At 48.9% G+C, this 25,229-nt stretch carries 21 protein-coding genes; 1 reads left to right on the top strand and 20 read right to left on the bottom strand.

Annotation, left to right across the window (positions count from 1 at the left end; genetic code table 11):
• Position 1: 1 nt before the first annotated feature.
• The 7 genes from hisB to A1sIA79_RS02710 are packed head-to-tail and all read right to left on the bottom strand — an operon-like array spanning position 2 to position 8,813.
• Positions 2-586, bottom strand: coding sequence for an imidazoleglycerol-phosphate dehydratase HisB (gene hisB, locus A1sIA79_RS02740; protein WP_095674707.1), 585 nt, complete (start codon positions 584-586; stop codon positions 2-4).
• Positions 583-1,677 (bottom strand): histidinol-phosphate transaminase, encoded by a 1,095-nt coding sequence (locus tag A1sIA79_RS02735; protein ID WP_095674706.1) that lies wholly within the window; start codon positions 1,675-1,677, stop codon positions 583-585. Before A1sIA79_RS02735 ends, hisB begins: the two co-directional genes overlap by 4 nt.
• Positions 1,677-2,984 carry a histidinol dehydrogenase gene (gene hisD / locus A1sIA79_RS02730; protein ID WP_095674705.1) on the bottom strand — a complete coding sequence of 436 codons (1,308 nt, stop codon included), beginning with the start codon at positions 2,982-2,984 and terminating at the stop codon, positions 1,677-1,679. The genes A1sIA79_RS02735 and hisD overlap by 1 nt, the downstream gene beginning before the upstream one ends.
• Before the next feature lie 52 nt (positions 2,985-3,036).
• Positions 3,037-6,570, bottom strand: a complete 3,534-nt coding sequence (gene dnaE / locus A1sIA79_RS02725; RefSeq protein WP_095674704.1) for a DNA polymerase III subunit alpha — start codon at positions 6,568-6,570, stop codon at positions 3,037-3,039.
• Between the two features lie 19 nt (positions 6,571-6,589).
• Positions 6,590-7,528 (bottom strand): RluA family pseudouridine synthase, encoded by a 939-nt coding sequence (locus A1sIA79_RS02720; RefSeq protein WP_095674703.1) that lies wholly within the window; start codon positions 7,526-7,528, stop codon positions 6,590-6,592.
• Positions 7,529-7,534: 6 nt separating this feature from the next.
• A complete protein-coding gene (locus A1sIA79_RS02715) occupies positions 7,535-7,999 on the bottom strand; it encodes a signal peptidase II (RefSeq protein WP_095674702.1) in 465 nt (154 codons plus the stop codon).
• Between the two features lies 1 nt (position 8,000).
• Positions 8,001-8,813, bottom strand: a complete 813-nt coding sequence (locus A1sIA79_RS02710) for a TraR/DksA family transcriptional regulator (protein WP_095675475.1) — start codon at positions 8,811-8,813, stop codon at positions 8,001-8,003.
• A 275-nt stretch (positions 8,814-9,088) separates the two neighbouring features.
• Between A1sIA79_RS02710 and ileS the strand changes: the two genes are divergently transcribed.
• Entirely contained in the window at positions 9,089-12,205 is a 3,117-nt protein-coding gene (gene ileS / locus A1sIA79_RS02705; RefSeq protein ID WP_095674701.1) for an isoleucine--tRNA ligase, read from the top strand.
• 15 nt (positions 12,206-12,220) lie between these two features.
• On the opposite strand, the gene A1sIA79_RS02700 is transcribed toward ileS, so the two are convergent.
• The 13 genes from A1sIA79_RS02700 to A1sIA79_RS02640 all read right to left on the bottom strand — a co-directional run bounded on the left by A1sIA79_RS02700 (position 12,221) and on the right by A1sIA79_RS02640 (position 25,208).
• A complete protein-coding gene (locus tag A1sIA79_RS02700) occupies positions 12,221-12,502 on the bottom strand; it encodes a YggT family protein (protein ID WP_095674700.1) in 282 nt (93 codons plus the stop codon).
• Between the two features lie 11 nt (positions 12,503-12,513).
• Positions 12,514-12,981, bottom strand: coding sequence for a cell division protein SepF (locus A1sIA79_RS02695; RefSeq protein ID WP_095674699.1), 468 nt, complete (start codon positions 12,979-12,981; stop codon positions 12,514-12,516).
• A gap of 9 nt (positions 12,982-12,990) precedes the next feature.
• Complete coding sequence (locus tag A1sIA79_RS02690; protein WP_095674698.1) at positions 12,991-13,638, bottom strand: YggS family pyridoxal phosphate-dependent enzyme; 648 nt, start codon at positions 13,636-13,638, stop codon at positions 12,991-12,993.
• On the bottom strand, positions 13,635-14,297 hold the full coding sequence (pgeF, locus tag A1sIA79_RS02685) for a peptidoglycan editing factor PgeF (RefSeq protein ID WP_095674697.1): 663 nt from the start codon (positions 14,295-14,297) through the stop codon (positions 13,635-13,637). Before pgeF ends, A1sIA79_RS02690 begins: the two co-directional genes overlap by 4 nt.
• 31 nt (positions 14,298-14,328) lie before the next feature.
• The gene (gene ftsZ, locus A1sIA79_RS02680) at positions 14,329-15,459 is read right to left on the bottom strand and encodes a cell division protein FtsZ (protein ID WP_095674696.1); all 1,131 of its coding nucleotides are present in this window, start codon (positions 15,457-15,459) and stop codon (positions 14,329-14,331) included.
• Between the two features lie 179 nt (positions 15,460-15,638).
• Positions 15,639-16,310, bottom strand: coding sequence for a cell division protein FtsQ/DivIB (locus tag A1sIA79_RS02675; RefSeq protein ID WP_095674695.1), 672 nt, complete (start codon positions 16,308-16,310; stop codon positions 15,639-15,641).
• Positions 16,303-17,676, bottom strand: a complete 1,374-nt coding sequence (gene murC / locus A1sIA79_RS02670; protein WP_095674694.1) for a UDP-N-acetylmuramate--L-alanine ligase — start codon at positions 17,674-17,676, stop codon at positions 16,303-16,305. The genes A1sIA79_RS02675 and murC overlap by 8 nt, the downstream gene beginning before the upstream one ends.
• Entirely contained in the window at positions 17,677-18,759 is a 1,083-nt protein-coding gene (locus A1sIA79_RS02665) for a UDP-N-acetylglucosamine--N-acetylmuramyl-(pentapeptide) pyrophosphoryl-undecaprenol N-acetylglucosamine transferase (RefSeq protein ID WP_095674693.1), read from the bottom strand.
• The gene (ftsW, locus tag A1sIA79_RS02660) at positions 18,756-19,919 is read right to left on the bottom strand and encodes a putative lipid II flippase FtsW (RefSeq protein WP_095674692.1); all 1,164 of its coding nucleotides are present in this window, start codon (positions 19,917-19,919) and stop codon (positions 18,756-18,758) included. Before ftsW ends, A1sIA79_RS02665 begins: the two co-directional genes overlap by 4 nt.
• Positions 19,909-21,306: a UDP-N-acetylmuramoyl-L-alanine--D-glutamate ligase gene (gene murD, locus A1sIA79_RS02655; protein ID WP_095674691.1), complete on the bottom strand. Its 1,398-nt coding sequence runs from the start codon at positions 21,304-21,306 to the stop codon at positions 19,909-19,911. Before murD ends, ftsW begins: the two co-directional genes overlap by 11 nt.
• Positions 21,307-21,319: 13 nt before the next feature.
• A complete protein-coding gene (mraY, locus tag A1sIA79_RS02650) occupies positions 21,320-22,378 on the bottom strand; it encodes a phospho-N-acetylmuramoyl-pentapeptide-transferase (RefSeq protein ID WP_095674690.1) in 1,059 nt (352 codons plus the stop codon).
• Positions 22,375-23,745: a UDP-N-acetylmuramoyl-tripeptide--D-alanyl-D-alanine ligase gene (locus tag A1sIA79_RS02645; protein ID WP_223298188.1), complete on the bottom strand. Its 1,371-nt coding sequence runs from the start codon at positions 23,743-23,745 to the stop codon at positions 22,375-22,377. The genes mraY and A1sIA79_RS02645 overlap by 4 nt, the downstream gene beginning before the upstream one ends.
• A 5-nt stretch (positions 23,746-23,750) precedes the next feature.
• The gene (locus A1sIA79_RS02640) at positions 23,751-25,208 is read right to left on the bottom strand and encodes a UDP-N-acetylmuramoyl-L-alanyl-D-glutamate--2,6-diaminopimelate ligase (RefSeq protein ID WP_236857927.1); all 1,458 of its coding nucleotides are present in this window, start codon (positions 25,206-25,208) and stop codon (positions 23,751-23,753) included.
• Between the last annotated feature and the right edge of the window lie 21 nt (positions 25,209-25,229).

Raw genomic sequence — 25,229 nt, 5'->3', positions numbered from 1 at the left:
GCTAGAGAGATCCCTTTGTTGAAGGAATCCCTGCAACTCGTGGATCAATTGCAACGGCATCGCGTAGTGCGCGTGCCACTGCTTTAAATTGTGCTTCGAAAACGTGGTGGGCGTTGCGCCCTTCAAGAACTCTCACATGCAGTGCAATTCGAGCCTCTGCAACGATGGATTCCCAAATGTGCTTACCCAGTGTGGTATCAAATGTTCCAATCAATTCCACAATTTCTGGTTGACGGTGCACTAAATATGGACGACCCGAAAGATCAACAGCTGCCTGAACTAGAACCTCATCGAGTGGAACCATCGCATCGCCAAAACGTCGGATGCCAGCTTTATCACCTAGCGCCTCGCGAAGAGCCTGACCAAAAGCGAGAGAGGTATCTTCCACAGTGTGGTGTGAATCGACATCGACATCACCTGTTGTTTTAACAGTGAGATTAAATCCTGAGTGCTTTCCGAGCTGTGAAAGCATGTGATCGAAGAAGGGAACGCCGGTATCTACTGAGATCTCACCAGAGCCATCGAGGTTAAGTTCAACTAGAACACTCGACTCTTTCGTAGTGCGTTCAACGCGTGCTGTTCTCATATTTCTACTCCTAGACATGCCGATAGTGAATCTATAAATTTCTTATTCTCGGCCACATTGCCAATGGTGACTCTTAGGTAGCCCAATAATCCCACATCTCTAATGAGAACTCCTCTATCAAGCAGTGCCTGCCAGAGTTCGGGCGATGACTGCTCAAAACCGGCGAAGAGCAGGAAGTTGGCGCTGCTTGGAAGGACGGTGAGTCCCAATTCTTCTAACTCCTGCGCCATCTGATTTCGAGCGCTGCGAAGTTGATCCACTGTCGCCAATAGTTCGGTGCTGAAATCAAGGGCCACCTCAGCGGCAGCTTGAGTCAGAGCGCTCAGGTGATATGGCAAGCGAACTAAAAACATGGCATCGATCACCGATGGGTGGGCAACGAGATATCCCACGCGCGCACCGGCGAATGAAAAAGCCTTGCTCATTGTGCGAATGACGACCACGTGTGGATATTTCTCAATCAAAGTTACGGCAGATGCTTCATCAGAGAATTCAGCATAGGCCTCATCAACAACAAGCAATCCAGGAGTGTTGATAGCTAACTTCTCAATTTCCTCAAGGGTAACTGCAGATCCCGTTGGATTATTGGGAGTGGTAATAAAAGTTAAGGAAGGCTTTGAACTTTGAATCTGAGCAACTGCGCTATCAATATCTAGTGAGTAATCCGCTCTGCGAGAACCGTTCGTCCACGCAACCTGACACACGCGTGCAATGAGGGGGTGCATCGAATAGGAAGGAGTAAAGCCGATAGCTGATCCCCCACCGAAGGCTAGAAAGAGTGATTGAATAATTTCGTTGCTGCCATTAGCAGCCCAAATATTTTTAGATGTGAAAGAGGTCGCAGAAAGATTGTTCACAAACTCTGCCAACTTGGTGCGCAGTGCTAGCGCATCGCGATCTGGATAGCGATTTAAGGTACTAGCAATAGTTAATACCCGCGCGGCAATTGCCTGCGCCAGTTCAGGTGATGGCGCATATGGATTTTCATTGGTATTTAAGACCGCATCGGCGGGTAATTGAGGTGCACCGTAAGCTGAGAGCTCGCGTAAATTACCGCGTAGCGGTAACCATGATGGCCAATCTTGACTCATCACAAATTTTCCAATCGAGCAGTCATCGCTTCACCGTGAGCCGGAAGATCTTCAGCTTCGGCAAGAGTAATGACAGTACTTGCAATATCTGTAAATGCCTTCTGGTCATACTCGATGAAATGCAACCCTCGTAAGAAAGTTTGCACTGAAAGTCCACTGCTGTGACAGGCGCATCCCCCGGTGGGCAAGACATGGTTAGAGCCTGCTGAGTAATCTCCCAGAGACACTGGTGAGAAGCGACCGATAAATACCGCACCAGCATTGCGAATCTGCGAAGCATCAGCACTCGCATTTCTTGTCTGAATCTCTAAGTGTTCGGCCGCATAGGCGTTGACAACAGCTAGGCCCTGCTCGATTGAATCAACAAGTGCTATCGCCGACTGAATTCCTGATAACGCAGTTCTTATGCGCTCTGCGTGTTTCGTCTTTGCCACTCGCACATTTAGCTCGGCAATTACATCTGCCGCAAGTGATTCCGATGTGGTCACTAAGACAGCGGCGGCAATGACATCGTGCTCAGCTTGGCTAATCAGATCTGCCGCAACCTCTGCTGCGATTGCACTTTCATCAGCCAAGATAGCTATCTCAGTAGGACCAGCCTCTGAATCAATTCCGATAATTCCACGTAGTGCCCGCTTGGCAGCGGCGACATAAATATTTCCTGGTCCAGTGACTAAATCACATTTGGCACAAAGATCTTTCATTCCATAGCCGAAAAGCGCAATCGCTTGCGCTCCTCCGACTGCATAAACTTCCGTGACTCCAAGGAGCGCGCACGTTGCAAGAATTGTTGGGTGTGGCAGGCCACCAAATTCCTTCTGTGGCGGTGAAGCAACAGCGATACTAGAAACTTTTGCAATCTGGGCCGGAATCACATTCATCATCACGCTACTTGGATAGACCGCGCGCCCACCTGGAACATAGAGCCCCACGCGATCAACGGGTATCCATTTTTCAGTGACGATGCCGCCATCGACAACGGTGGTCTTGGAATCTGTGCGAATCTGATCGTTGTGCACTATGCGAATGCGCGCGGCAGAAACTTCTAGCGCAGTGCGAACTGCCGGATCTAATTGGGCAAGTGCCTCATCTAGTGCTGATTGTGGAACTCTGATTGATGCTGGCCTTACGCCATCGAATTCTTGAGCGAGTGCAATCAGGTCTGCTTCACTACCTTCGCGAACGCGCTTTAAAATAGGTTCGATTGCAACCATTGCTTGTGCCACATCTAGCGTGGCCCGTGGCAGCAGGCGTTGATAGCCAGCCTTATCAAGGCTCTTTCCACGCAAATCAAGGGTGCGAATCACGCCCTCATTCTACTTTGTTAGCGCTGCATCACGTGACGTGATTACCGATGCCTTAAATCCGGACCAGGCATTCCGGCCCCAATATTGCTTTGAGGTCGGCGCTCAAACTTGGCGATGATGTTACTAGCGCGTCAATTTTAAGAGTGGTGGTCTTCTGCTGATCAACCACGTGTAGATGGACTTCACGCTTTCCAGGATGAGAACGCAGGATCTCTTTAATTCGCTCAACAATCGGAGGTGTGACTTGCGTTGCTGGCAAGGTGATAAGTAATGGCCCTGTTGGTGCTCCGGAAATATCTGGCATCTTCATTTCCAGGGCGGTAAATCTGACTTGTTCATCAGTGCGCGAGAAGCGCCCCTTAACAACTACAACACGATCTTCGGTGAGTGAGAGTGCATATTGGTTATATGTATTGGAGAAGAAGAGAACTTCAATTGCTCCTTCTAAATCCTCAACGTTTACCACTGCCCATGATGCACCTTGACGAGAAACTTTTCGTTGAATGCCGGTGATTAATCCACCGATGGTCACAACGCCATCGGCCGGACTTTCATCGAGTAGTTCGCTAATGGTCATATCCGTGTGTGAACGCAGCACATGCTCTACCCCGAGCAGTGGGTGATCAGATACATAGAGACCGAGCATCTCTCGTTCAAAGGTAAGTAGCGTGGACTTATCCCATTCCGTCGATGGAATCTCGATATCCATACTTGCTAGTTGTGAAATTGAATCGCCTCCGAACAAATCAAATTGTCCAATTGCCTCCGCGCGCTTTGTTTCAATGACAGAGTCGATAGCTTCAAGGTGAATAGCCATCAACCCCTTACGCGGATGGCCTAAGGAATCAAATGCTCCGGCTTTAACCAAAGATTCAATGGTCTTTTTATTACACACATTGGCATCAACTTTTGCCAGGAAGTCCCCGAAGGAAGTAAATGCGCCCTTTGTAGCCCGGGCAGCTTTAACGGAGGCGACAACACCTTCTCCGACATTGCGGATAGCCGCTAATCCAAAACGAATATCCACACCACGTGGTGTGTATTCGGCATCAGATTCATTGACATCTGGCGGCAAGACTTTAATGCCCATACGGCGACATTCCGAGAGATAGAGCGCTGACTTATCTTTATCATCGCGCACACTAGTGAGAAGCGCTGCCATATATTCAGTCGGGTAATTTGCCTTTAAGTAGGCCGTCCAGAACGAGACCACACCATAGCCGGCGCTATGCGCCCGGTTAAATGCGTAGTCAGAGAAGGGAATCAACACTTCCCATAGCCGTTGAATCGCAGCTTCGGAAAATCCGTTGGATTTCATTCCTGCTTCAAATGGAATGTATTCCTTATCTAGAATCTCTTTATTCTTCTTACCCATCGCCTTACGCAAAAGATCTGCGCGACCTAAGGTAAAGCCCGCCACCTTTTGCGCAATGGCCATTACCTGCTCTTGATAAACAATCAGACCATAGGTATCACCAAGAATCTCCTGCAGCGGAAGATTTAACTCAGGATGAATTGGTTCAACAGGTTTCCGTGAATTCTTTCGATCGGCATAGTTATTATGCGCATTCTCACCCATTGGTCCTGGGCGATAGAGTGCGATAACAGCTGAAATATCAGCAAAGGAATCAGGGGCCATACTGCGAAGAAGTGCTCGCATCGGGCCACCGTCGAGTTGGAATACACCTAATGTGTCACCACGTGAGAGAAGTTCGAAGGTCTTCTTATCGTGCAGCGGTAAATCTTCAAGAACTACATCAATATTTTGATTTGCATTAATGTTAAGTAGGGCGTCATCTAATACCGAAAGGTTGCGAAGTCCCAAGAAATCCATTTTGAGCAGCCCAGTAGATTCACAAGCTCCCATATCGAATTGAGTAATGATGGCACCGTCTGCTTCGCGGCGATGAATTGGAATCACATCTAATAAAGGCTCGCGCGAGAGAATAACGCCAGCTGCGTGCACGCCCCATTGTCGTTTCAGGCCTTCTAGGCCTTTAGCAAGATCTACCACTCGCTTGGAGTCAGGATCTGTTTCATAGAGTTGTCTAAACTCCCCCGCTTCTCCATATCTAGCATCTTTACTATCGAATACTCCAGAGAGAGTGATGTCTTTCCCCATCACCGATGGTGGAAGTGCCTTGGTGAGTTTTTCACCGATGGCATATGGGTATCCAAGAACGCGCGTTGAATCTTTAAGTGATTGCTTTGATTTGATAGTTCCATACGTAATGATCTGAGCAACACGGTCTTCGCCGTATTTTTCAGTTGCATAGCGAATCATTTCTGAGCGGCGACGTTCATCGAAGTCAAGATCAATATCGGGCATTGAGATTCGCTCTGGATTCAGAAAGCGCTCGAATAAAAGTCCGTGCTCAATCGGATCAAGACCAGTAATGCCTAGTGCATAAGCCACAAGTGAACCTGCGGCCGAACCGCGTCCTGGGCCAACTCTAATTCCGACCTTCTTTGCATGTGCCACAAGATCTGCAACGACGAGAAAGTAACCAGGAAAACCCATCTTGATCATGACATCGAGTTCGTAATGTAAACGTGTGATGTGTTCGGGCGTTGCCTTATCTTTCATACGTTCATGCAATCCGCGTTCTGCTTCTTTGCGCAGCCAAGAATCTTCCGTCTCTGCTTGCGGCACAGTAAAGGCAGGCAGGAGGTTCTCATCTTCGCGTAGTTTCACATTACAACGCTCAGCGATGAGCAAGGTGTTATCGCATGACTCTGGAATCTCTTTAAAGAGTTCGCGCATCTGGGCCGGGGTCTTGAGATAGAACTCATCATTTTCAAATTTGAATCGCTTTGGATCAGCCAGGGTAGAACCAGATTGCACACAGAGCAGAGCTTCATGGGCTGCGGCATCTTCATGGAATGTGTAATGAAGATCATTCGTTGCAAGCAGTGGCAATTTAAGTTCTTTGCCCAGCTTAAGTAGGTCAGCTTTGACGCGAGTTTCAACATCAATATGGTGGTCCATTACTTCTAGAAAGAAGTTGTTAGCACCGAAAATATCTCGATAATCACTGGCCGCACGTAGCGCCTCTTTGTAATTTCCCATACGCAGACGCGTTTGGATTTCTCCACCCGGGCAACCCGTTGTGGCTATCAGTCCATCGGCATATCTGGAGATCAGCTCGCGATCCATCCGCGGCTTGTAGTAATAACCTTCTAGTGAGGCAAGGGAAGAGAGCTTAAAAAGATTGGCTAACCCCTGATTGTTCTCAGCCAAAATCGTCATATGCGTATATGCCCCGCCGCCAGAGACATCATCTTCTCCGCCATCAGCCCACTGAACGCGCTTCTTATCAAATCGTGATTCAGGTGCAACGTAGGCTTCAATTCCAATAATCGGTTTGACGCCTGCTTTAGTTGCTTGCTTATAGAAATCAAAGGCACCAAATACATTGCCATGATCTGTCATTGCAATAGCCGGCATTTCTTGGCGAGCTACCTCATTAACGAGATCACCGACGCGCGCGGCACCATCGAGCATCGAGTACTCGGTATGTACATGTAGATGTACAAACGAGTCTTTCGTCGATGCCCGTGAAGCTGAAAAATCTTCAGATGACATGGTGGCGCAACATTAGCGCCTAAGGCAGAACTGCCTCGGATAGCAACGCCAAAGAAGCCTGTAGGTCGGGTGGGTATGGCGCAACTAACTCAAGTGCCACACCTGTAATCGGGTGGTTAAAGCGAAGCTCTAAAGCGTGAAGCCAAGGTCGAGACATCTTCATTTTTTTACCCAACACTGGGTCTGCGCCATAAGTAGTGTCACCGACAAGTGGATGGTTTAGTGCCGAGAAGTGAACTCGAATTTGATGTGTGCGCCCAGTCTCTAACTCCACCTTCACTAATGAGACAGAGCGGTAATACTCAATAACTTCATAGTGCGTGATGCTCTCTTTACCGGTTGCAACAACGGCAAATCGATGATCTTCCTTGGGATGTCTATCAATCGGGGCATCGATAGTTCCGGAAGAGGGATCCATATGTCCTTGCACAAGTGCGTGATAAGTTTTTTCAACATCATGGTCGCGAAACATCTCTTTTAACTTTAAATACGCGGCATCTGTCTTGGCAATAATCATGAGCCCAGATGTGCCGGCATCGAGACGGTGAACTACTCCTGCACGCTCTGCGGGGCCCGATGTCGAAATTGTGTAACCGGCAGCCATCAGTGCACCAACAACTGTGGGACCCATCCAACCTGGGCTGGGGTGGGCCGCACAGCCAACCGGCTTATCTATGACAACGATGTCATCATCGTTATACACAACGGTAAGACCTTCAAGTGGAGTCAGTGGAATGGGATCTTGATTAAGCGGTGCCGGCAGAAGAACTTCAATGACTTGTCCTGCGGTGACTCGATCAGATTTTTGCATAGCTCGTCCATCTGATTTGATATCACCATCTTCGAGTAACTTCACTACTGATGTGCGCGAAAGACCAAGAACTCGCGTCAGGGCGCTATCAATTCGCTCGCCCGCTACGCCTTCAGGCACACTCAGCGTTCTTAACTCTCTACTCATATGTGACTACCTTACTGGTGTAATCGGTGGAACATTTCTGACGCTCAAAACGAATGCAATCGCTGCCGCAATCACGATTGCGCAATCGGCAAGATTAAAGACCGGCCAATTCGGTAGTTCGATCCAATCAATGACATGTCCACGAAAGAAGGCTGGCTCCCGAAAGGCGCGATCTGCGAGATTTCCCATGACTCCACCCAGTAGCAGTCCTGCTGTGAGCTGCCACCCTCGAGATGAAATCGCGCGAGCGAAGTAGACAATTGTTGCAACTACAACAACTGCCAAGATTGAGTACAGGAGTGTCAGGCCAGTAGCAAAGCCAAATGCTGCGCCCGGATTTTTCACCAGTGAAAGTTGTAGAAATGAACCTAGAATTTTCTTGGGTTCAACTTCTAGCGCAGAAATTGCCCATTGCTTTGTCGCAAAATCAAAGAGCCAAATAGTCCACGCTGTGAGAAAAATTCGGCGCACCTTAGCGCCGCTCTTCCTTCTGCTTGCAGATCATGCACAAAGTTGCGCGGGGGAAAACTTGTAGGCGAGGTTTGCCAATAGCGGCGCCGCAATCTTCACAGAGTCCATAAGTCTTATTTTCAATTCGCTCTAGTGCACGTTCGGTCTGTAAGACCATGTCACGTGCATTACTGACCAGTGACATCTCGTGTTCACGCTCGAAAGTCTTTGTCCCGGAATCAGCTTGGTCATCTCCAGCGCCTTCACCAGAATCTGAAATCAATTCATTCATCTCTTCTTCAACTCTTGTGAGTTCTTTACGATAACGCTCTAGATCTTTAGAAATCTCAGCCTTCACGATCTTAAGTTCAGCTGCACTCCATGGCGCTTCACCCGCAGCCGCAAGTACTGGCGTAGGTGCGGCCTTGATTGGCTTAAGTGGTGCAACTTTCTTTCCACTTTTCTCTGGGCGTGGTGGTGGCGGCATCACTAAGCGACGTTCTTCAATAACCGGCGCCGTAGTTGGTGCCATCACTGTTGCAACTGAAACAGTCTGTGATTTTTCATCTACCGTCAGGGTTGTCTTACCAATTTTCGATGGGAATGGGCGACCAGGTGCCTTATGTGCAGCTGCCTTCTTTGCCGAAGTTTTCTTGGCCGGCGCCTTCTTTGCTGGCGCCTTCTTTGCAGCAACTTTCTTAGCTGCAACTTTCTTGGCCGGTGCTTTCTTCGCAGCAGTCTTCTTTGCAGGCGACTTCTTGCTTGCTTTCTTCGCAGGAGCCTTCTTGGCGACAGCCTTCTTGGTCGCCTTCTTTGCTACTTTTTTACCTGGCACGCCGCGCACCCTATGCTTTTTTCTCTTCGTAACCAACTTTGCCACGCATGGTTTAGACTTAGAGTCGTAATACCTTGCAGGAAAAGTGCGTTGAAGAGGCGATCACCTCGGGAGCACGCTGGAAGATTCGCCCCAAAAGGGCGAGGTAGAACCAGCCGATGTGAGCTAACAAAGAGGTATTGCCCGCATCATGGCGGTCAGTACAAGGCGGGTGGTACCGCGAACTGTGCGCAGTTCGTCCCTCCAAGAGTTCTTTACTTCTTGGGGGATTTTTTATGTCATCACCATTTCGCGCTATCGGCGCCCAGATTGATCTGCCCGCAATGGAGCACTCAATCCTGAAATTCTGGCGTGATAACGAAATCTTTGAAAAGAGCACCGCATCTCGCGCGGGTGAAGAACCTTGGACGTTTTATGAAGGTCCACCGACAGCCAATGGAATGCCCGGAACTCACCACATTGAAGCTCGAGTATTTAAAGATGTATTTCCTCGTTATCAAACCATGAAAGGTAGATACGTCACCCGTAAAGCAGGTTGGGATTGTCATGGCCTACCGGTAGAAATTGCAGTGGAGAAAGAACTTGGCTTTGCAGGAAAAGGCGACATCGAAAAGTACGGGATTGCACCGTTTAACGATAAGTGTCGTGAATCAGTAACCCGACATGTGGATGCATTTACGCAGATGACCGAGCGCATGGGTTTCTGGGTTGATTTCGATGAAGCATATTGGACGATGGCACCTGAATATGTTGAATCTGTGTGGTGGAGCCTGAAAGAAATTTGGAAGAAGGGGCTCCTCGTTCAAGACCATCGAGTAGCACCTTATTGCCCACGTTGTGGAACTGGGCTCTCTGATCACGAACTCTCGCAAGGATATGAGACTGTGGTTGATCCATCTGTCTATGTGCGCTTTCCCATCACATCGGGTGAACTTGCTGAGCTAAAAGCATCGCTACTTGTCTGGACAACTACGCCCTGGACGTTGGTATCAAATACCGCAATTGCCGTGCACCCAGATGTTGATTACGTTGTAGTCAAAACAACCGTTGATGATGTAAGTGAAGTCTTGGTAGTTGCCGAGCCACTGCTCTCGGTCGTTGCTGGTGAACACGAGGTTCTCAAGACAATCAAGGGCGCCCAGCTAGAGCGCACCACATATACCCGTCCATTTACCTTCGTTGATATTCCAGATTCTCACTTTGTTGTTCTAGCTACCTATGTCACAACCCAAGATGGCACGGGTCTGGTGCATCAATCCCCCGCATTTGGCGCCGATGACTTATTGGTCTGTCGTTCCTACGGATTGCCGGTAGTAAATCCGATTGCACCAGATGGAGCTTTCTTACCTGAGGTTGCAGTGGTGGGTGGAATGTTCTTTAAAGATGCTGACAAGCCATTGGTAAAAGAACTCAAAGCAAGTGGGGCGCTCTATAAGCACCAACCATATGAACATGAGTACCCACATTGCTGGCGCTGTCACACAGCGTTGATTTATTACGCACAACCTTCTTGGTATATCCGCACGACTTCCATTAAAGATGAATTGATTCGTGAAAATGCCAAGACAGATTGGCATCCAGAGACCATTAAAACTGGTCGCTACGGTGATTGGCTTAATAACAACATTGACTGGGCTCTTTCACGCAATCGCTATTGGGGAACTCCGCTACCCATTTGGCGTTGTGAAAATAAGCATGAAGTCTGCGTTGATTCCTTGAAGGAGCTAGGCGAACTTGCCGGCCAAGAGTTGAGTAACTTAGATCCACACCGCCCCTTTGTAGATGACATTTCATTTGCCTGCAGTGAGTGCGCATCGGTCATGTACCGGGTTCCAGAGGTCATCGATTGTTGGTATGACTCAGGTGCGATGCCCTTTGCGCAGTGGGGGTATCCTCATAAGGCTGGCTCAGTTGAGAAGTTCAAGGCTGCCTACCCAGCAGATTTTATCTGCGAGGCCATTGATCAAACTCGCGGTTGGTTCTACACCCTGATGACAATTGGAACGCTGGTCTTTGACCAAAGTTCATATAAGAGAGTTCTCTGCCTGGGTCATATTCTTGATAAAGATGGTCGCAAGATGAGTAAGCACCTTGGCAATGTGCTTGAGCCAATGTCACTAATGGATCAACATGGCGCAGATGCGGTGCGTTGGTACATGTTGGCAGCTGGTTCGCCATGGTCTGCCCGTCGCGTGGGACACGATGCGATATCTGATGTGGTCAGAAAAACTCTGCTTACCTACTGGAACACAATTTCATTCCACGCCCTTTATGCCGAGGCATCTAATTTCGAACTGTCCCAGAGCCCAGCCCTAAAAGATCGATCACTGATGGATCGTTGGATTATCAGTGAACTCAATGCTCTGATTACTGAGGTTGACTCTGCGTATAACGACTTTGATTCACAGGCCGCCGGTAAAGTTCTGGCGCGCTTTATCGATGATTTATCTAATTGGTATGTGCGCAGATCTCGTCGACGTTTCTGGGATGGCGACCTTGCAGCACTTGCCACTCTGCATGAATGCTTAGTGACCTTAACGCAACTACTTGCACCGATGGTTCCCTTCATCACTGAACATGCCTGGCAGGAGCTAGTGCGCGTTGCCGATACTGGCGCTGCTGATTCTGTGCACCTAACAGATTTCCCTACTTCTAATCCAAAACTTATCGATCGCTCACTCAATGCTCATGTGGCAATGACTCGTCGTGTTGTTGAACTAGGCCGCTCAGCGCGCGCTGAATCTGGAATCAAAATTCGCCAGCCGCTCCAGCGCGCTTTAATCTCTGCCCAAGGTTGGGCCCAGTTGCCTACCGATATGAAAGAGCAAATCTCTGATGAGCTCAACGTGATTGACCTGGAAGATATCGCCGATGCTGATGGGGACCTGGTCGATATCTCTGTGAAGGCTAACTTCAAATCACTCGGTGCTAAATATGGAAAGGCAGTTCAGGATGTCGCCAAACTTATTAGCGCAACCGATGCCACCGCACTTGTAAAGCAGTTGCGGAGTTCTGGAACTGCAGAAATTGGTCAGTTCGCACTCGATCTAGATGACCTAGTCATTACTGAAGTACCAAAGAGCGGATGGATGGTTGCTAGCCATGATGGTGAGAGCGTTGCCCTCGACCTAGCACTTAGCCCCGAGCTAATTGCCGCCGGTCATGTGCGCGAAGTTATTCGCCTAATTCAAGAGCGGAGAAAGAGTGATGGATTTGATATCTCAGATCGGATTCACGTTAAGTGGAGCGCGCCGGCTGAAATGGTTGCAACAATTAATTCCAATATCGCACATATCTCAGATGAGGTTCTCGCACTGTCCATGAAGGAAGATTCCACTATTGCAACCATTGAGAGTGAACTCGGTGTCAGTGTCGAGCTGAGTAAAGCTTGATACCTGTAAAGGGAATTACAGAACTATAAGAATTACTCGCTGAAGCAAGCTGAGTGCAATCAAGATCACGATAAAGGAGAGATCAAGTGCTATTCCGCCCACGCGCAGTGGCGGTACGAAGCGTTGGACGAACTTCATCGGTGGATCGGTAACCGAATAAATTACTTCAAATATTGATGAGAGAAACGGTGATGGGCGCCAGTCGCGCTTAAACATTCTGACGTAATCGATGATGATTCGGGCAAAGAGGGCAAACTTAAATAGACCGATTACTTGCAGCAGTAATGAGGTAATCATAGAAAATAACCTCAGCTCTGGTTGAAGAAGCTTGCTTGCGCAGCGGTTTTATCTTCGTTACTCACATTTACATTTGCAGGTGAGAGCAAGAAAACTTTGAGGCTAATTCGCTCAATGCGGCCATGAAGTCCAAAGACCAGTCCACTTGAGAAATCAACAAGGCGCTTGCGTTCACTCTCTTCCATGTCATCTAAATTGATGATGACTGGATTACCTTCACGGTAGTACTCGCCGACTTTGCGAGCCTCTGAATATGAACGTGGCTGCAAAGTGACAATGTTGTAATGAGCAGCTTGCCCTTCAATCATTGCCGGCTGACTTGCTGAATGAGAAACGCTATGTGAACCAAGAACTGTGACGCCTGTGCGTTCGCGTTGCGCACGTGGGGCAGCAGGACGTGATGGAACTTCTGCGATTGCGCCCTCTTGCTCGGTATCGACCAGGCCAAGGAAGCCCATCATTTTATTGAGTGCTGACATGTGAATAGGTTACCCGTGGGGCGGGCGCATCCCGAGGATTTGGCTACCCACGCGTATATGTGTCGCACCGCAATCAATGGCAATTTCAAAGTCGCCCGACATTCCAGCCGATAGCGATTGTGCGCCGGGAAATTCACCTTGAAAATCACGATGGATTTTTGCAACTTCGGTGAAGCCAATCCGCGCTTCGACGCCAAGTGGCAGCACACACATCAGTCCGACCAGATTCACATTCGGCAAAGTGTGCAGATGTGCGCCAAGGGCGGCAAGCTCTGAAGCCCTTACTCCCCCTCGTGCCGGGTCGCCATCGAGTGAAAGCTGCAGAAAAACATCGATCTCTTTTTCAGTCACCGAATTTAGCTTCGTGGCGTGAGATGCATCATCGAGTGAATGAATGACATCTGCCCACCGTGCAATATCTCGTAGCTTGCGGCTTTGAATCTCTCCCTGAAAATGCCATCGCCCCTCTACTTGAGCAGCTTTTTCCAACCCTTCTTCGTTCCGATTCTCGCCAAAATTATTGATTCCCAACTCATGCAAAATCTGCACATCACTTACCGGATAAGTCTTTGTCACAGCGATCAGCGTGATATCAGGACGGGTAATTTTGCCCTGAACGGCCAATAGATTTGCAGCTATCTCATCGCGACGGTTCATAGCCAGACCAACCCAGCTTGTCGTCCCGTCACTCCATCTCGACGGTATGAAAAAAGTTCACTACTTTCTACGGTGCACTCACCCGCAATTTCAACTGCGATCTTCTGGCCCTGAAGTACTTTGACAAGGGCAGCCGGTAAATCAAGAGCGTGATTACCTTGCGCGCTTCTTGATGCAGCAGCAGGGTGGAGCGCAGTCACCTCTTTGAAGATTTCTTCTGAGACTTCATAACACACACCACAAATTGCTGGTCCTAATACTGCTCGAATATCACTGGCACCCATGTCTCGCATCACTTCTAGCGCGCGCAGCGTTACTCCATTCACGAGTCCTTTTCTTCCAACATGAACTGCCGCAACTGATTGCGAAGAGATGAGCAAGAGTGGAATGCAATCTGCTACTTGCACTGCCAGCGTTATGCCCGGGATTCCAGTTACCAAGGCATCGGCTGTGGGATCCACATCGCTGACATCTTCCACAACTGCTACTCGGTCACCGTGGACTTGTGTCATGAACGCTACTGGGCCAAACTCTTTAGACAACCGCGCGCGATTGGCAGTGACATGATCTGGTTCATCTCCCACATGGAAACCAAGATTTGCAGATGCAAAAGCACCGGTGCTTGCGCCTCCGGTGCGATTGGTAAAGCGGTAATTCATAGAGCCGATTTCATGGCGATGAGCCTCTGGCCTACTTCATAAAATCTGGTACATCTATCTCATCTTCAGCAATCAGTTCTTCAAAGGTCACGCGCTTGCGTGGACTAGATGAGTCGAGATCAAGTGCTACAGAGAGCGGATCATTAGAAGGAATGGGATCAGCTACTCCGCCCAAAGTCGATGCGTTAATAACCGGCATCTGAACCTTTGTTGGTTCTCCGCCTGCAAAACCAGCAGCGATGACAGTGATGCGAACTTCATCACCAAGTGCGTCATCAATTGTGGTTCCAAAGATGATGCGCGCCTCTGGATGCGCCGCGTTCTGTACTAATTCACACGCTTCATTAATTTCAAAGAGACCGAGATCAGAGCCGCCCGCAACAGAGAGGAGAACTCCCATCGCGCCATCGATTGAAGCTTCAAGAAGTGGACTTGAGATTGCTAATTCAGCAGCTCTGGTTGCCCGGTTTTCACCCCGGGCAGAACCAATTCCCATTAGGGCAGATCCAGCATCAGTCATCACTGTCTTCACATCTGCAAAGTCGAGGTTAATTAAACCTGGCTGTGTGATGATCTCAGTAATTCCTTGAACGCCAGAGAGCAGAACTTGATCCGCACTCTTAAATGCGTCCACTGCCGTAATGGAACGATCAGAGATGGCAAGGAGTCGATCATTTGGAATAACAATAAGAGTATCTACTTGTTCGCGAAGTAGTTCGATTCCTTCATCTGCTTGACGGGAACGAATCTTTCCTTCAAATGAGAATGGTTTTGTGACAACACCAATGGTGAGTGCTCCGAGATCGCGCGCAATCTTTGCAACGATGGGTGCGCCACCAGTTCCGGTGCCACCACCTTCACCAGCGGTAACGAAAACCATGTCGGCACCGCGAAGAATTTCTTCAATCTCTTCGGTGTGATCGATTGCTGCTTGTCGACCTTTTTCTGGAGCAGCGCCTGCTCCCAAACCTTTTGTTGATGCACGACCAATATCTAATTTCACATCGGCATCACTCATTAACAAGTGTTGTGCATCTGTATTAATTGCAATGAACTCAACGCCTTTTAAACCGACATCAATCATTCGGTTAATTGCATTTACTCCACCGCCACCGATACCGACAACTTTGATGACAGCTAAGTAATTCTGTGGTGCAGCCACGTGAGTCCCCCTTGCGAACTGTAAACCTCGACTTGAGACTTACATTTCTTCTCTTTATCTTTGCGCTGAAGGTATGGCGTTAGGTAGTAGTAATCAAAGACCGCCACGAACTATTTTCTCAACTACACATTGATACATTTTTAGCAGAAATCAATGAAAAAAAGATTGATCACTCATCGCTATTTAACAATAGGTGCATGTGCAGCCGAGAGATCTACTCTACGAAGATTCTTATTCTCAGGCAGTTTCACCAAGGCGTTAAATACTTGAACCTTCAAGGCGTTTTTCTCGTTAGCGCCCCACTTCACCGCCAGCTCTCTGCCCTGATAAGCAAGGCGCATGGAGAAGTTGGATTCATTACGTGCCGATAGGGAAATTATCCTGCTCCGAAATGTTTGTGGAAGAGAGCGAAAGAGGGCGATGGCATCGACTCCTAGGGCTGGCGTAGAGGCAGAGACATAGGGCAGATCTGCTCCCTTAAATCCGGGGAGCAGAAATATCGTCCCAGTGGAGTCAATGGTTTTGCCAGCAAAATATGCACTGGGTTTTCGAGGCTCAATTGCAATTCCCACATCGCCACTGATCCAATTCCGTGAGACTTGCACATCACGAATCCAAGTCAAGGCACTCAAACGTTGGGCAACCGAACGCGGTTCGATGCGTGCGATTTTTTGCCCAACTAGAACACCGGATGTCATAAGAACTAATTTCTTTGACTCAACTGTTGGCGCCCCAGATATGACAATGCTCTTGGCGGTAAAGACTGAAGACCATGCAAAGAGATAGATCAGACCAACAAAAATTAGCAGCAGCGTCGCTGCGATAAGTGAGAATCGATTAACTCTAGGCAAAGCGCTTGTTCAGCCCTTCGGCAATGATGGGGGCGAGCGAGTTAACATCTCCAGCACCCAGTGTGATGATCACATCTCCAGGTTTGGCTAACTCAATCATGCGCTCGGCGGCGAGTGCAAAATTTGGGATGAAGTGTCCATGTTGCATCTTCTCGGCAATCAGCTCTGCCGAAATTCCAGGGATTGGTTTCTCACTTGCGGCGTAGATTTCTAGCAACGTGACATCATCAGCCTTATCTAGTGAGGTTGCGAATTCATTGAGGAAAGCCTGGGTGCGTGAATAGCGATGTGGTTGGAAGATAACTAGTACACGTCCATCACCTGCATATCTGCGCGCCGCATCTAAGGTCACAGATATTTCAGTGGGATGGTGGCCGTAATCATCAATGATTCGAATTCCATGTTCAGTCGCTTTGAGTTCAAAGCGGCGCCCAGCGCCACGGAAACTATGAAGTCCAGCTAATAGTTGGTGAATTGGCTCGCCCAGACTGAGCCCCATTGCAATACATGCGGCTGCGTTGAGCACATTGTGATGGCCCGGAACCTGCAACTCCAGTGTTCCCACGGTGCGACCATGCCAAATAACTCGAGCGCTGGATCCCATCGGCAGAAGTGAAATCTGATCAAGGCGAAGGTCAGCACCTTCAGCTTCGCCATAAGAGACGGTGGTGAATGGGTGTGATTGCGTGCCTAGCTTCCTAGAGCCTTCATCATCGGCGCAGTAAACAAGAAATCCGCCGGGTGAAATGGTGGCAGCAAAGTTGGCGAAGGCAGTTGTTACCTCTTGCGGGGTGTGAAAGAAGTCAACGTGGTCGTGTTCAATGTTGGTGACAATTGCCGATAGTGGTTTGTATTCAATAAATGAGCCATCAGATTCATCTGCTTCGGCCACAAAATATTGTCCTGTTCCTCTATGTGCATTGGCACCCGATGCCATCAAGGTGCCACCAATGGCAAATGATGGATCGCTTCCGCATGCCTGCAAGGCAACGGTCAACATCGATGAGGTCGTGGTTTTCCCGTGTGTTCCGGCAACTGCAATGCTCTTTGTGCCCACCATGAGTTGAGCCAGTGCTTGCGCTCGGGTAAGAATTGGAATGGATCGCTCTACTGCATATGACATTTCAGGATTAGTAGATGAGATAGCCGTTGAATAGATCACCACATCAGCTCCCACAACATTTTCAGCCGCATGCTGTGAATACACAGTGGCGCCCAGAGCAACCAGGGCACTGAGCACAGTGGAATCTTTGGAATCTGAGCCACTGACGGTAATTCCATCAGAGAGGGCGATGCGCGCCAGCCCACTCATTCCAGAACCACCAATTCCAATGAAGTGAATCTTCTTACCGTGTTGGGAGTGCACTTATTTTCCTCCCGCCAGCACAAATTCCATCAGTGATGCAATCTTTGCAGCTGCCTGTATATCTTTAGCGGAGCCACTTGCTTGGCACTGGGCGCTCTTGGCCAGAAGTCGCTCGATATTTCCGATGAGCCAACTAGACGTGAACTCTCTTTGATCACAAATTTCTGCTCGAGCGCTACTGACTAACTCTGCGGCATTCAGTCGCTGTTCACCATTACCTACTGGCAGCGGAATAAAGAGTGCAAACTTTCCCAAGGTGCCCACCTCAGCACATGTCACAGCGCCGCTTCGAGAAATAATGAGATCCGCTGCTAAATACGCTGTTGCCATATCGGAAATGTAGGGGTGAACTTGGTAGTTCTCATCCGATGACATGATTTCGGCTGAGCCACCAGCGCCATGCAAAATTTGAATTCCTCGCACTGCCAGCTCGCCTTTAGATTCAGTGATCACGCTATTGATAGCAGCCGATCCTTGAGAGCCGCCAAAGACAAATATCAGCGGCTTCTGCGCATCAAAGCCGAGGGCGGATTTAGCTGCCACTCGCGCACCACCCCAATTTTGCTCGGCGCGCGAAAATGCCAGCGCGATATTTTCTTTCAGCGGCAGGCCCACGATAAGTGAATGCGCAAGTGAACCAGTAGTGACAGGGTAAGCAACGGCTGTGTTCTTCGTAAAAAGTGCACCTAAGCGATTAGCCATACCGGGCTTGGCATTTGCTTCATGAATAACAATGGGAACGCGCCTGAGCGCTGCCGCAATGTATGCGGGCCCCGAAACATATCCACCAAATCCAACAAGGAGGTCAACACCGCGCAGATGTGTCAAGCACTGCGCAATAGATTTGATCAGCGTCAGCGGTGCCAGAATTAAAGAGGGCGAAAGTGAACGAGCAATGCGCACTTTGGTAATGAGCAGCAGGTTAAATCCTGCCTCTGGAATAAGTCTTGTCTCTAGCCCAGTAGAAGTGCCCAGGAAATCGATACGGTCTTGGGGGTGTATTGATTTCCACTGACGAGCAACGGCGAGAGCAGGTTCGATATGTCCTGCGGTGCCACCACCGGCAAAGAGAATATGAGTCACTTCTGGCGCTTCTTTACAATTTCTCTTCGCACTTCAGGATCGCGCAGAGCCGCACCAGCCACAAAGCCCAGGGCACAGATTGTTGCAACGAGTGCCGAACCACCGTAGGAAACTAGCGGCAGTGTGACTCCTACGACCGGAAGAAGGCTCGTTGCCGAACCAATATTCAAAAATGATTGCACTGCAATCCACACACCGATTCCAGCACATGCATATCGAGTCATCGGATCTTGTGCACGTAATCCAATTCTAAAAATAGAGTAAATCAAAGTTGCAATCAGTACAAGAACTCCCAGTGTCCCAACAAGTCCTAACTCTTCACCGATGACCGAGAAGATGAAATCTGTATGTGCCTCGGGAAGATTCCCCCATTTCTGACGACTGCCACCGAGGCCGACACCGAAGAGTCCACCACTGGCAAGTCCGAGCAAACTATGGGCTGGCTGCCATCCAAGATCTTTGTAATCTTCTGGTGCAAATGGATCGAGAAAGACTAAGAATCTCTGCATGCGATAGCTCGATGTTACGACAAGTGCTGCAAATATCATGGCACCAATTACGCAGATAGTGCCGAAAACTCGCAATCTGATTCCTGATACGAAGAGTAATCCAGCCAAAATCACGGCAATGACAGAGGCAGTTCCCAAGTCCCTGCCTAGCATCACTAAGAAGAGAATGAAACAGAAGGCGGGGGCAATCAACTTCAGAACATGAGTATCAAACTTGCCACTTTGCTCTCGCCGAGCCAATTGATGGCTCGCCCATAGAATCATAAAGAATTTCGCAATTTCACTTGGCTGCACATCAAAGTATTTGAAATCAATCCAGTTCGTATTTCCATTGACTGTCCTACCGACACCAGGAATCAGCAGAATCATCAGAATGGCAATGGAGAGGATAAATCCAAGTTTGCCGAATGCATTCCATTGCTGAGCACTTAACTTTGCAAGATAGGCTGCTAGCGGAAGTGCTAAGAGCAAAAATACGAATTGCCGTATAACTATGGCTAGCGCAGTTCCACGCGTATCAAGTGCATGGATTGATGAGGCAGAAAAAACCATCACTAGCCCTAAGAAACTAAGTGCGCCGGCGCTCACCAATAGCATGTATAAATGATTGACGGGTTTCGCTAAGAAAGTTTCACGTGTCTTAGTTGCCATTTTCAACTACCTTCTTAACTGCTTGGGTAAATCTATCTCCACGATCGGCGTAGGAGAGAAATTGATCCATAGACGCGCACGCAGGTGCAAGGAGAACCGTGTCCCCTGGCAGCGCCTTATCGCGCGCGCTTCTGACTACCGACTCCATTAGAGAGTTATCAGTTGCACCAATCTGATAGTTGGCAGATGCATCAATCATGATGATTTCAATCTGTGGGGCGTGTGAACGCAACTTTGCTGCAATTAATTCACGGTCGGCGCCAATAAGAATGGCAATGCGAACCCGACTCTTGACTCGCTCGATGAGATCTCCCATTGCAGCACCCTTAGCTAGCCCACCAGCAACCCAGATCACCGAAAGTGCGGACATGATTGAGGCAGCTGCTGCGTGTGGGTTTGTAGCCTTGGAATCATTAATCCAGGTGATGCGATCTCTCTCTAAAACAGTTTCAATGCGATGTCGTCCAGGTCTAAATGTTGTAATCGCTGCCCGAATCTTCTCGTGATCGATTCCAGCAGTTCTTGCTAGCCCTGCAGCCGCAAGAGCATTTGATACATTGTGCGGAACGGTAGGCAATACTTCAGCGAGTTCGCAGAACATGGCAGCTTCTTGGGCATCTGCCACAAAGGCGCGATCAACAAGGAGTTCTTCCACGATTCCAATTTCACCTGGCGCCGGAGTATCCAGTGAGAAAAATACCTTCCGCCCCTGCCAGTGCGCACTATGGGTAACTACCCGTCCATCTTCTGCGTTAAGAATTGCAGTATTGCTCTTTTCTAGAAGAGAGAATTTATCTGCAGCATAGGCATCAAGGCTTCCATGCCAATCAACGTGATCTTCGGCAATATTAAGAATTGCTACCGAGACAAAATGCGCATCTTCTAACCAATGCAGCTGGAAAGATGAAAGTTCGAGAACCAGGAACTCATACTTTTCTGGGGATTCAACAGCTTCAATCACGGTTGTTCCTACATTTCCGCAGGCAAGAGCAGAAACTCCGCCAGTACGAATCATGTGTGCGGTGAGTTCTACCGTTGATGTCTTGCCATTTGTTCCGGTCAGGCCAATCCATTTTTGAGTAGGGCTTTTAAGGCTCCAGGCGAGGTCGATCTCATTGATGATGGGAACATCTTTTTTTCGGGCAGAGATTACGAGCGGATGATCTTCGCGCCAGCCTGGAGAAAGAAGTAGTAAATCAAACTCTGAAATTTCTACATCAGATAGTGCAAGCAGATCAAAACCTTCCAACTCCCGAACCTTTTCATCCGTGACTTTTACCTGCGCGCCACGCTTGAGCAGTGCACGCGCTGCAGCAACTCCTGTGACACCTGCCCCTGCTACCAGGATGCGCTTGTCAGATAATTCGACATATAAATTCTGTGGCATAGCTACCTGGTATTTATCCAGCAACCCACTGGGTATAAAAGAGTCCAAGTCCGAGCGCCACACTCAGGCCAGCAATAATCCAGAATCGCAGCACGATGGTGACTTCTCCCCAACCCAGCAATTCGAAATGGTGTTGCAACGGAGCCATCTTAAATAAGCGTTTTCCACCAGTTGCTTTGAAGTAGATAACTTGAAGTGCAACTGAGAGTGTGATGATGACAAAGATTCCGCCAAGTGGAATCAAGAGAAGCTCTACCCGAAGTGAAGCAGCCATCCCGGCCAGAGCGCCACCGAGTGCTAGTGAGCCGGTGTCACCCATAAAGATCTTGGCCGGTGATGCATTCCACCAAAGGAATCCGGTACAGGCGCCTGCAAATGCGGCAGCAAGAACTGCGAGGTCAAGTGGATCTCGAACGTTATAACAATTAGCTGTCACTGCTACCGCGCAACTTTGCCCAAACTCCCACACCCCAATGAGTATGAACGCAAGGAAGGTCATCACAGATGCACCGCTGGCAAGACCGTCAAGGCCATCGGTGAGATTGACTCCATTACTTGTAGCGGTCACCATAAATGCAATCCACACAACAACCAGAATTGGACCGAGTGAAATGCTGGTATCGCGCAGGGTCGAGAGATTAAGTGAGATAGGAGTCAGGCCATCTTTATCAGGGAAATGAGTTCCGAGATATCCAAAAATGGAAGCAAAAAATACTTGGCCAAAAATCTTTGCCTTGCCTGATATTCCAGCTGAATTTTGTCTCGCGACTTTCATGTAGTCATCGAGAAAACCAACGAGCCCAAGTGCCACAACCAGACCGAGGATAAGAACTGCTGAAACTGAGATCGTGCTTCCCAGCACTAAGTGGGCAAGTAAGTATGAAATGAGTGCCGAAATAATAATGATGATGCCGCCCATAGTGGGTGTGCCACGTTTAGTGTGGTGGGTAGTTGGACCGTCATCTCTAATGATTTGCCCATAGCCGCGTCGGGCAAGTGCTTTGATCAATACGGGAGTACCAAAGAGAGAGAAGAAGAGTGCGAGGGCGCCAGCGACCAAAATAAGCTTCACTCTGTCACCATCCCTTCACTCCATTGCACCGAAATCATTTGCGCTAACTCTTCAAGTTTCTCGGAACGAGACGCCTTGACTAACACCACATCACCTTGGTTGAGGTTGCGCGCAATAGCACTCGCCTCATCTTTGCTCGCACATAAATGGATTGTGGTGTGAGATCCATTTTTTGCTGAGCTTGCATACTCCGGTGCATTGACACAGACCAGATGGTCAATTCCAAGCTCAGAGGCAAGGGTGCCAATATCGGCATGGTCAGATTGGGATGACTCGCCGAGCTCGTGCATCTTTCCCAAGAATGCCCATGACTCTCCCCCGCGTTCTTGGGCAAAGAGAGCTAACGTGCCCAGTGCTGCAACCATGGACTCTGGACTGGCGTTATAGGCATCGTTAATCAAAAGCAATTGCGGAAGTTCAATAATCTCCATCCGCCATTTAGCACCAGATTCCGCCGTTGATAACCCACCAGCAATCTGATCAAGTGAGAGTCCGAGTTCGGTGGCAACAGCTGCAACGGCAAGCGCGTTGGCAACTTGGTGCAAGCCAACGATACGTAGTCCTACCGCGGTTCTGCCCTCCGGTGTCACTAAATCAAAATGAGCTCTGCCTTCGCGGAATTCAATATCTGTGGCACGAATATCACAGCTACTTTTTTCGCCAAAGTAAGAAGTCTTTCCGCTATGAAGCGCCGCCATCTTGGGCGTGAACTCATCATAAGTTCCTAAAATTGCAACGGCGCTCGGTGCCAAAGCCGAAATTAATTCGGACTTGGTTCGCGCAATCATTTCAACTGAACCAAATTCACCTTTATGGGCAGAGCCAACTTTTAAGACAACGCCAATATTTGGCGCCGCTATAGCAGCCAACCTAGCAATATCACCAGCGTGGCGCGCACCCATCTCCACAACGCAATAACGAGTCTCTTCGGTGCACTCTAATAATGAAATTGGCATTCCCAGGTCATTATTGAAATTTCCAGACGGGGCAACTGTCTTGGCAACATTGGAAAGTACTGAGGCCAGTAACTCCTTCGTCGTTGTTTTTCCTTGTGATCCAGTAATTCCAATAACTGTCAGGTTTGGCAGTTGCATGCGAACATGCTGCGCCAATTTCCCTATTGCGAGAACGACATCATCGACAATAATGTGAGGACCAGGTACTGCCTTGCTTCCTAACGTGAGCACTGCACCGTGGGCACGTGCATCTTCGACAAAATCATGGCCGTCCGCATTCTCACCCTTAATTGCAAGAAAGATGGAACCCGTAATCGCTTTCCCGGAGTTAATGACAGGTGCCTGCGTAACGGTGACATCATCACCATGGAATGTGCCACCGACAATTTCTGCGATTTTCAGCCCTTGCATAGGAATCATTTTTTTGCCTCAATCGCTTGCGCCAGCGTGAGTCGATCATCAAATGGAGTAATAACGCCAGCGACTTCCTGGCCCACTTCGTGACCTTTACCCAGAATCAAGACAGTATCCCCAACAGAGGCCAGGTTCACCGCATAGGAAATAGCAGCTAAGCGATCTTCAATAATCTTTGATGCTTCATTAATGTCCACCTTCGCAGTCATCTGGCGCAAGATCTCTGCTGCACTCTCACTACGTGGATTATCGCTAGTAAAGATTGCCACATCACTACCGCTGGCAAGTGCCTGTCCCATCAGAGGGCGCTTGGTGGCATCTCGATCTCCACCACAACCTAATACTGCAATCACTTTCCCAGTTGTGAATTCGCGCGCTGCTGCAAGTACTTTCTCAACGGCATCAGGTGAGTGCGCATAATCCACCAGTGCGGTGAAATTCTGACCTAGCGAAATAGGTTCCACTCTGCCGGGGGCTCCGGTAAGAGCAGGAATCAGTGCAGCGATTTCAACAGGATCAATTCCAGATTCGTGTGCGATGGCAACTGCCATCAGAAGATTATCTAAGTTATACCCACCGAGTAAGGAAGTTTTACTCTCAATCAGAATTCCGCCGTTACCTCTGATACTGATCTCAGCCCCTGATGCAATGGTGTGAATCGCAGTGAAGTGCCATTGGGCAGCGCTATTGCTTCGCGAAAGTGTGACAACTGGGATTTCGCACTGCGCCGCCAGTCTTGCACCATACTCATTATCAATATTGATAAAACCAAGATCGGCATACTCGTAAGTAAATAGCTTTGCCTTAGCTGCGAAATAAGATTCCATATCCTTATGAAAATCAAGATGATCTTGCGAGAGATTAGTAAAACCAACGATTGCAAAGTGAGAAGCTTTCACACGATTCATGGATAGTGCGTGGCTAGAAACCTCCATCACTATCGATCGCATATGTCGCTCCCGCATCACCGCAGATAGCGCCTGTAATTCAGGTGCCTCCGGCGTAGTTCTCACACTTTTGAGAACCTCAGATCCAATCCTGGTTTCGATAGTGCCGATAAGTCCGCTCTCGCGCCCGGCACCTGCAAAGAGTTGATAGAGCAAGGTAGATACGGTGGTCTTGCCGTTGGTGCCGGTGATGCCGATAGTGGCTAAGTCCCGAGTGGGATCTTTATATAAAGATGAGGCAATCATGGCGCCAGCGCTGCGAACATCTTTTACTACCAAGGTAGGTAGGGCGCTTGTGAGGGCTGCGCCAGCTAGATCAGTAACAACTGCAACTGCTCCCCGAGCAACAGCTGCTGCGATGAAGCTTGCCCCATGCACCTTTGTTCCTGGAATTGCTAAGAAGATATCTCCAGCTTCAACTTCGGAATCAGAGTGCACTACACCTGTGATTTCAATACCTGCAGCTAATTTCTTGATTGCCTCGGTATTTTCAGCGCTTACAAGTTGCGCCACCTCAGATAGGTTGAGGGAGAA

Origin of the sequence: Candidatus Planktophila versatilis (assembly GCF_002288105.1) — a bacterium.
In the GTDB taxonomy this organism is placed as follows: Bacteria; Actinomycetota; Actinomycetes; order Nanopelagicales; family Nanopelagicaceae; genus Planktophila; species Planktophila versatilis.
The sequence above is the reverse complement of the archived record's forward strand: the minus strand, read 5'-3'. Positions and strand labels throughout refer to the sequence as shown.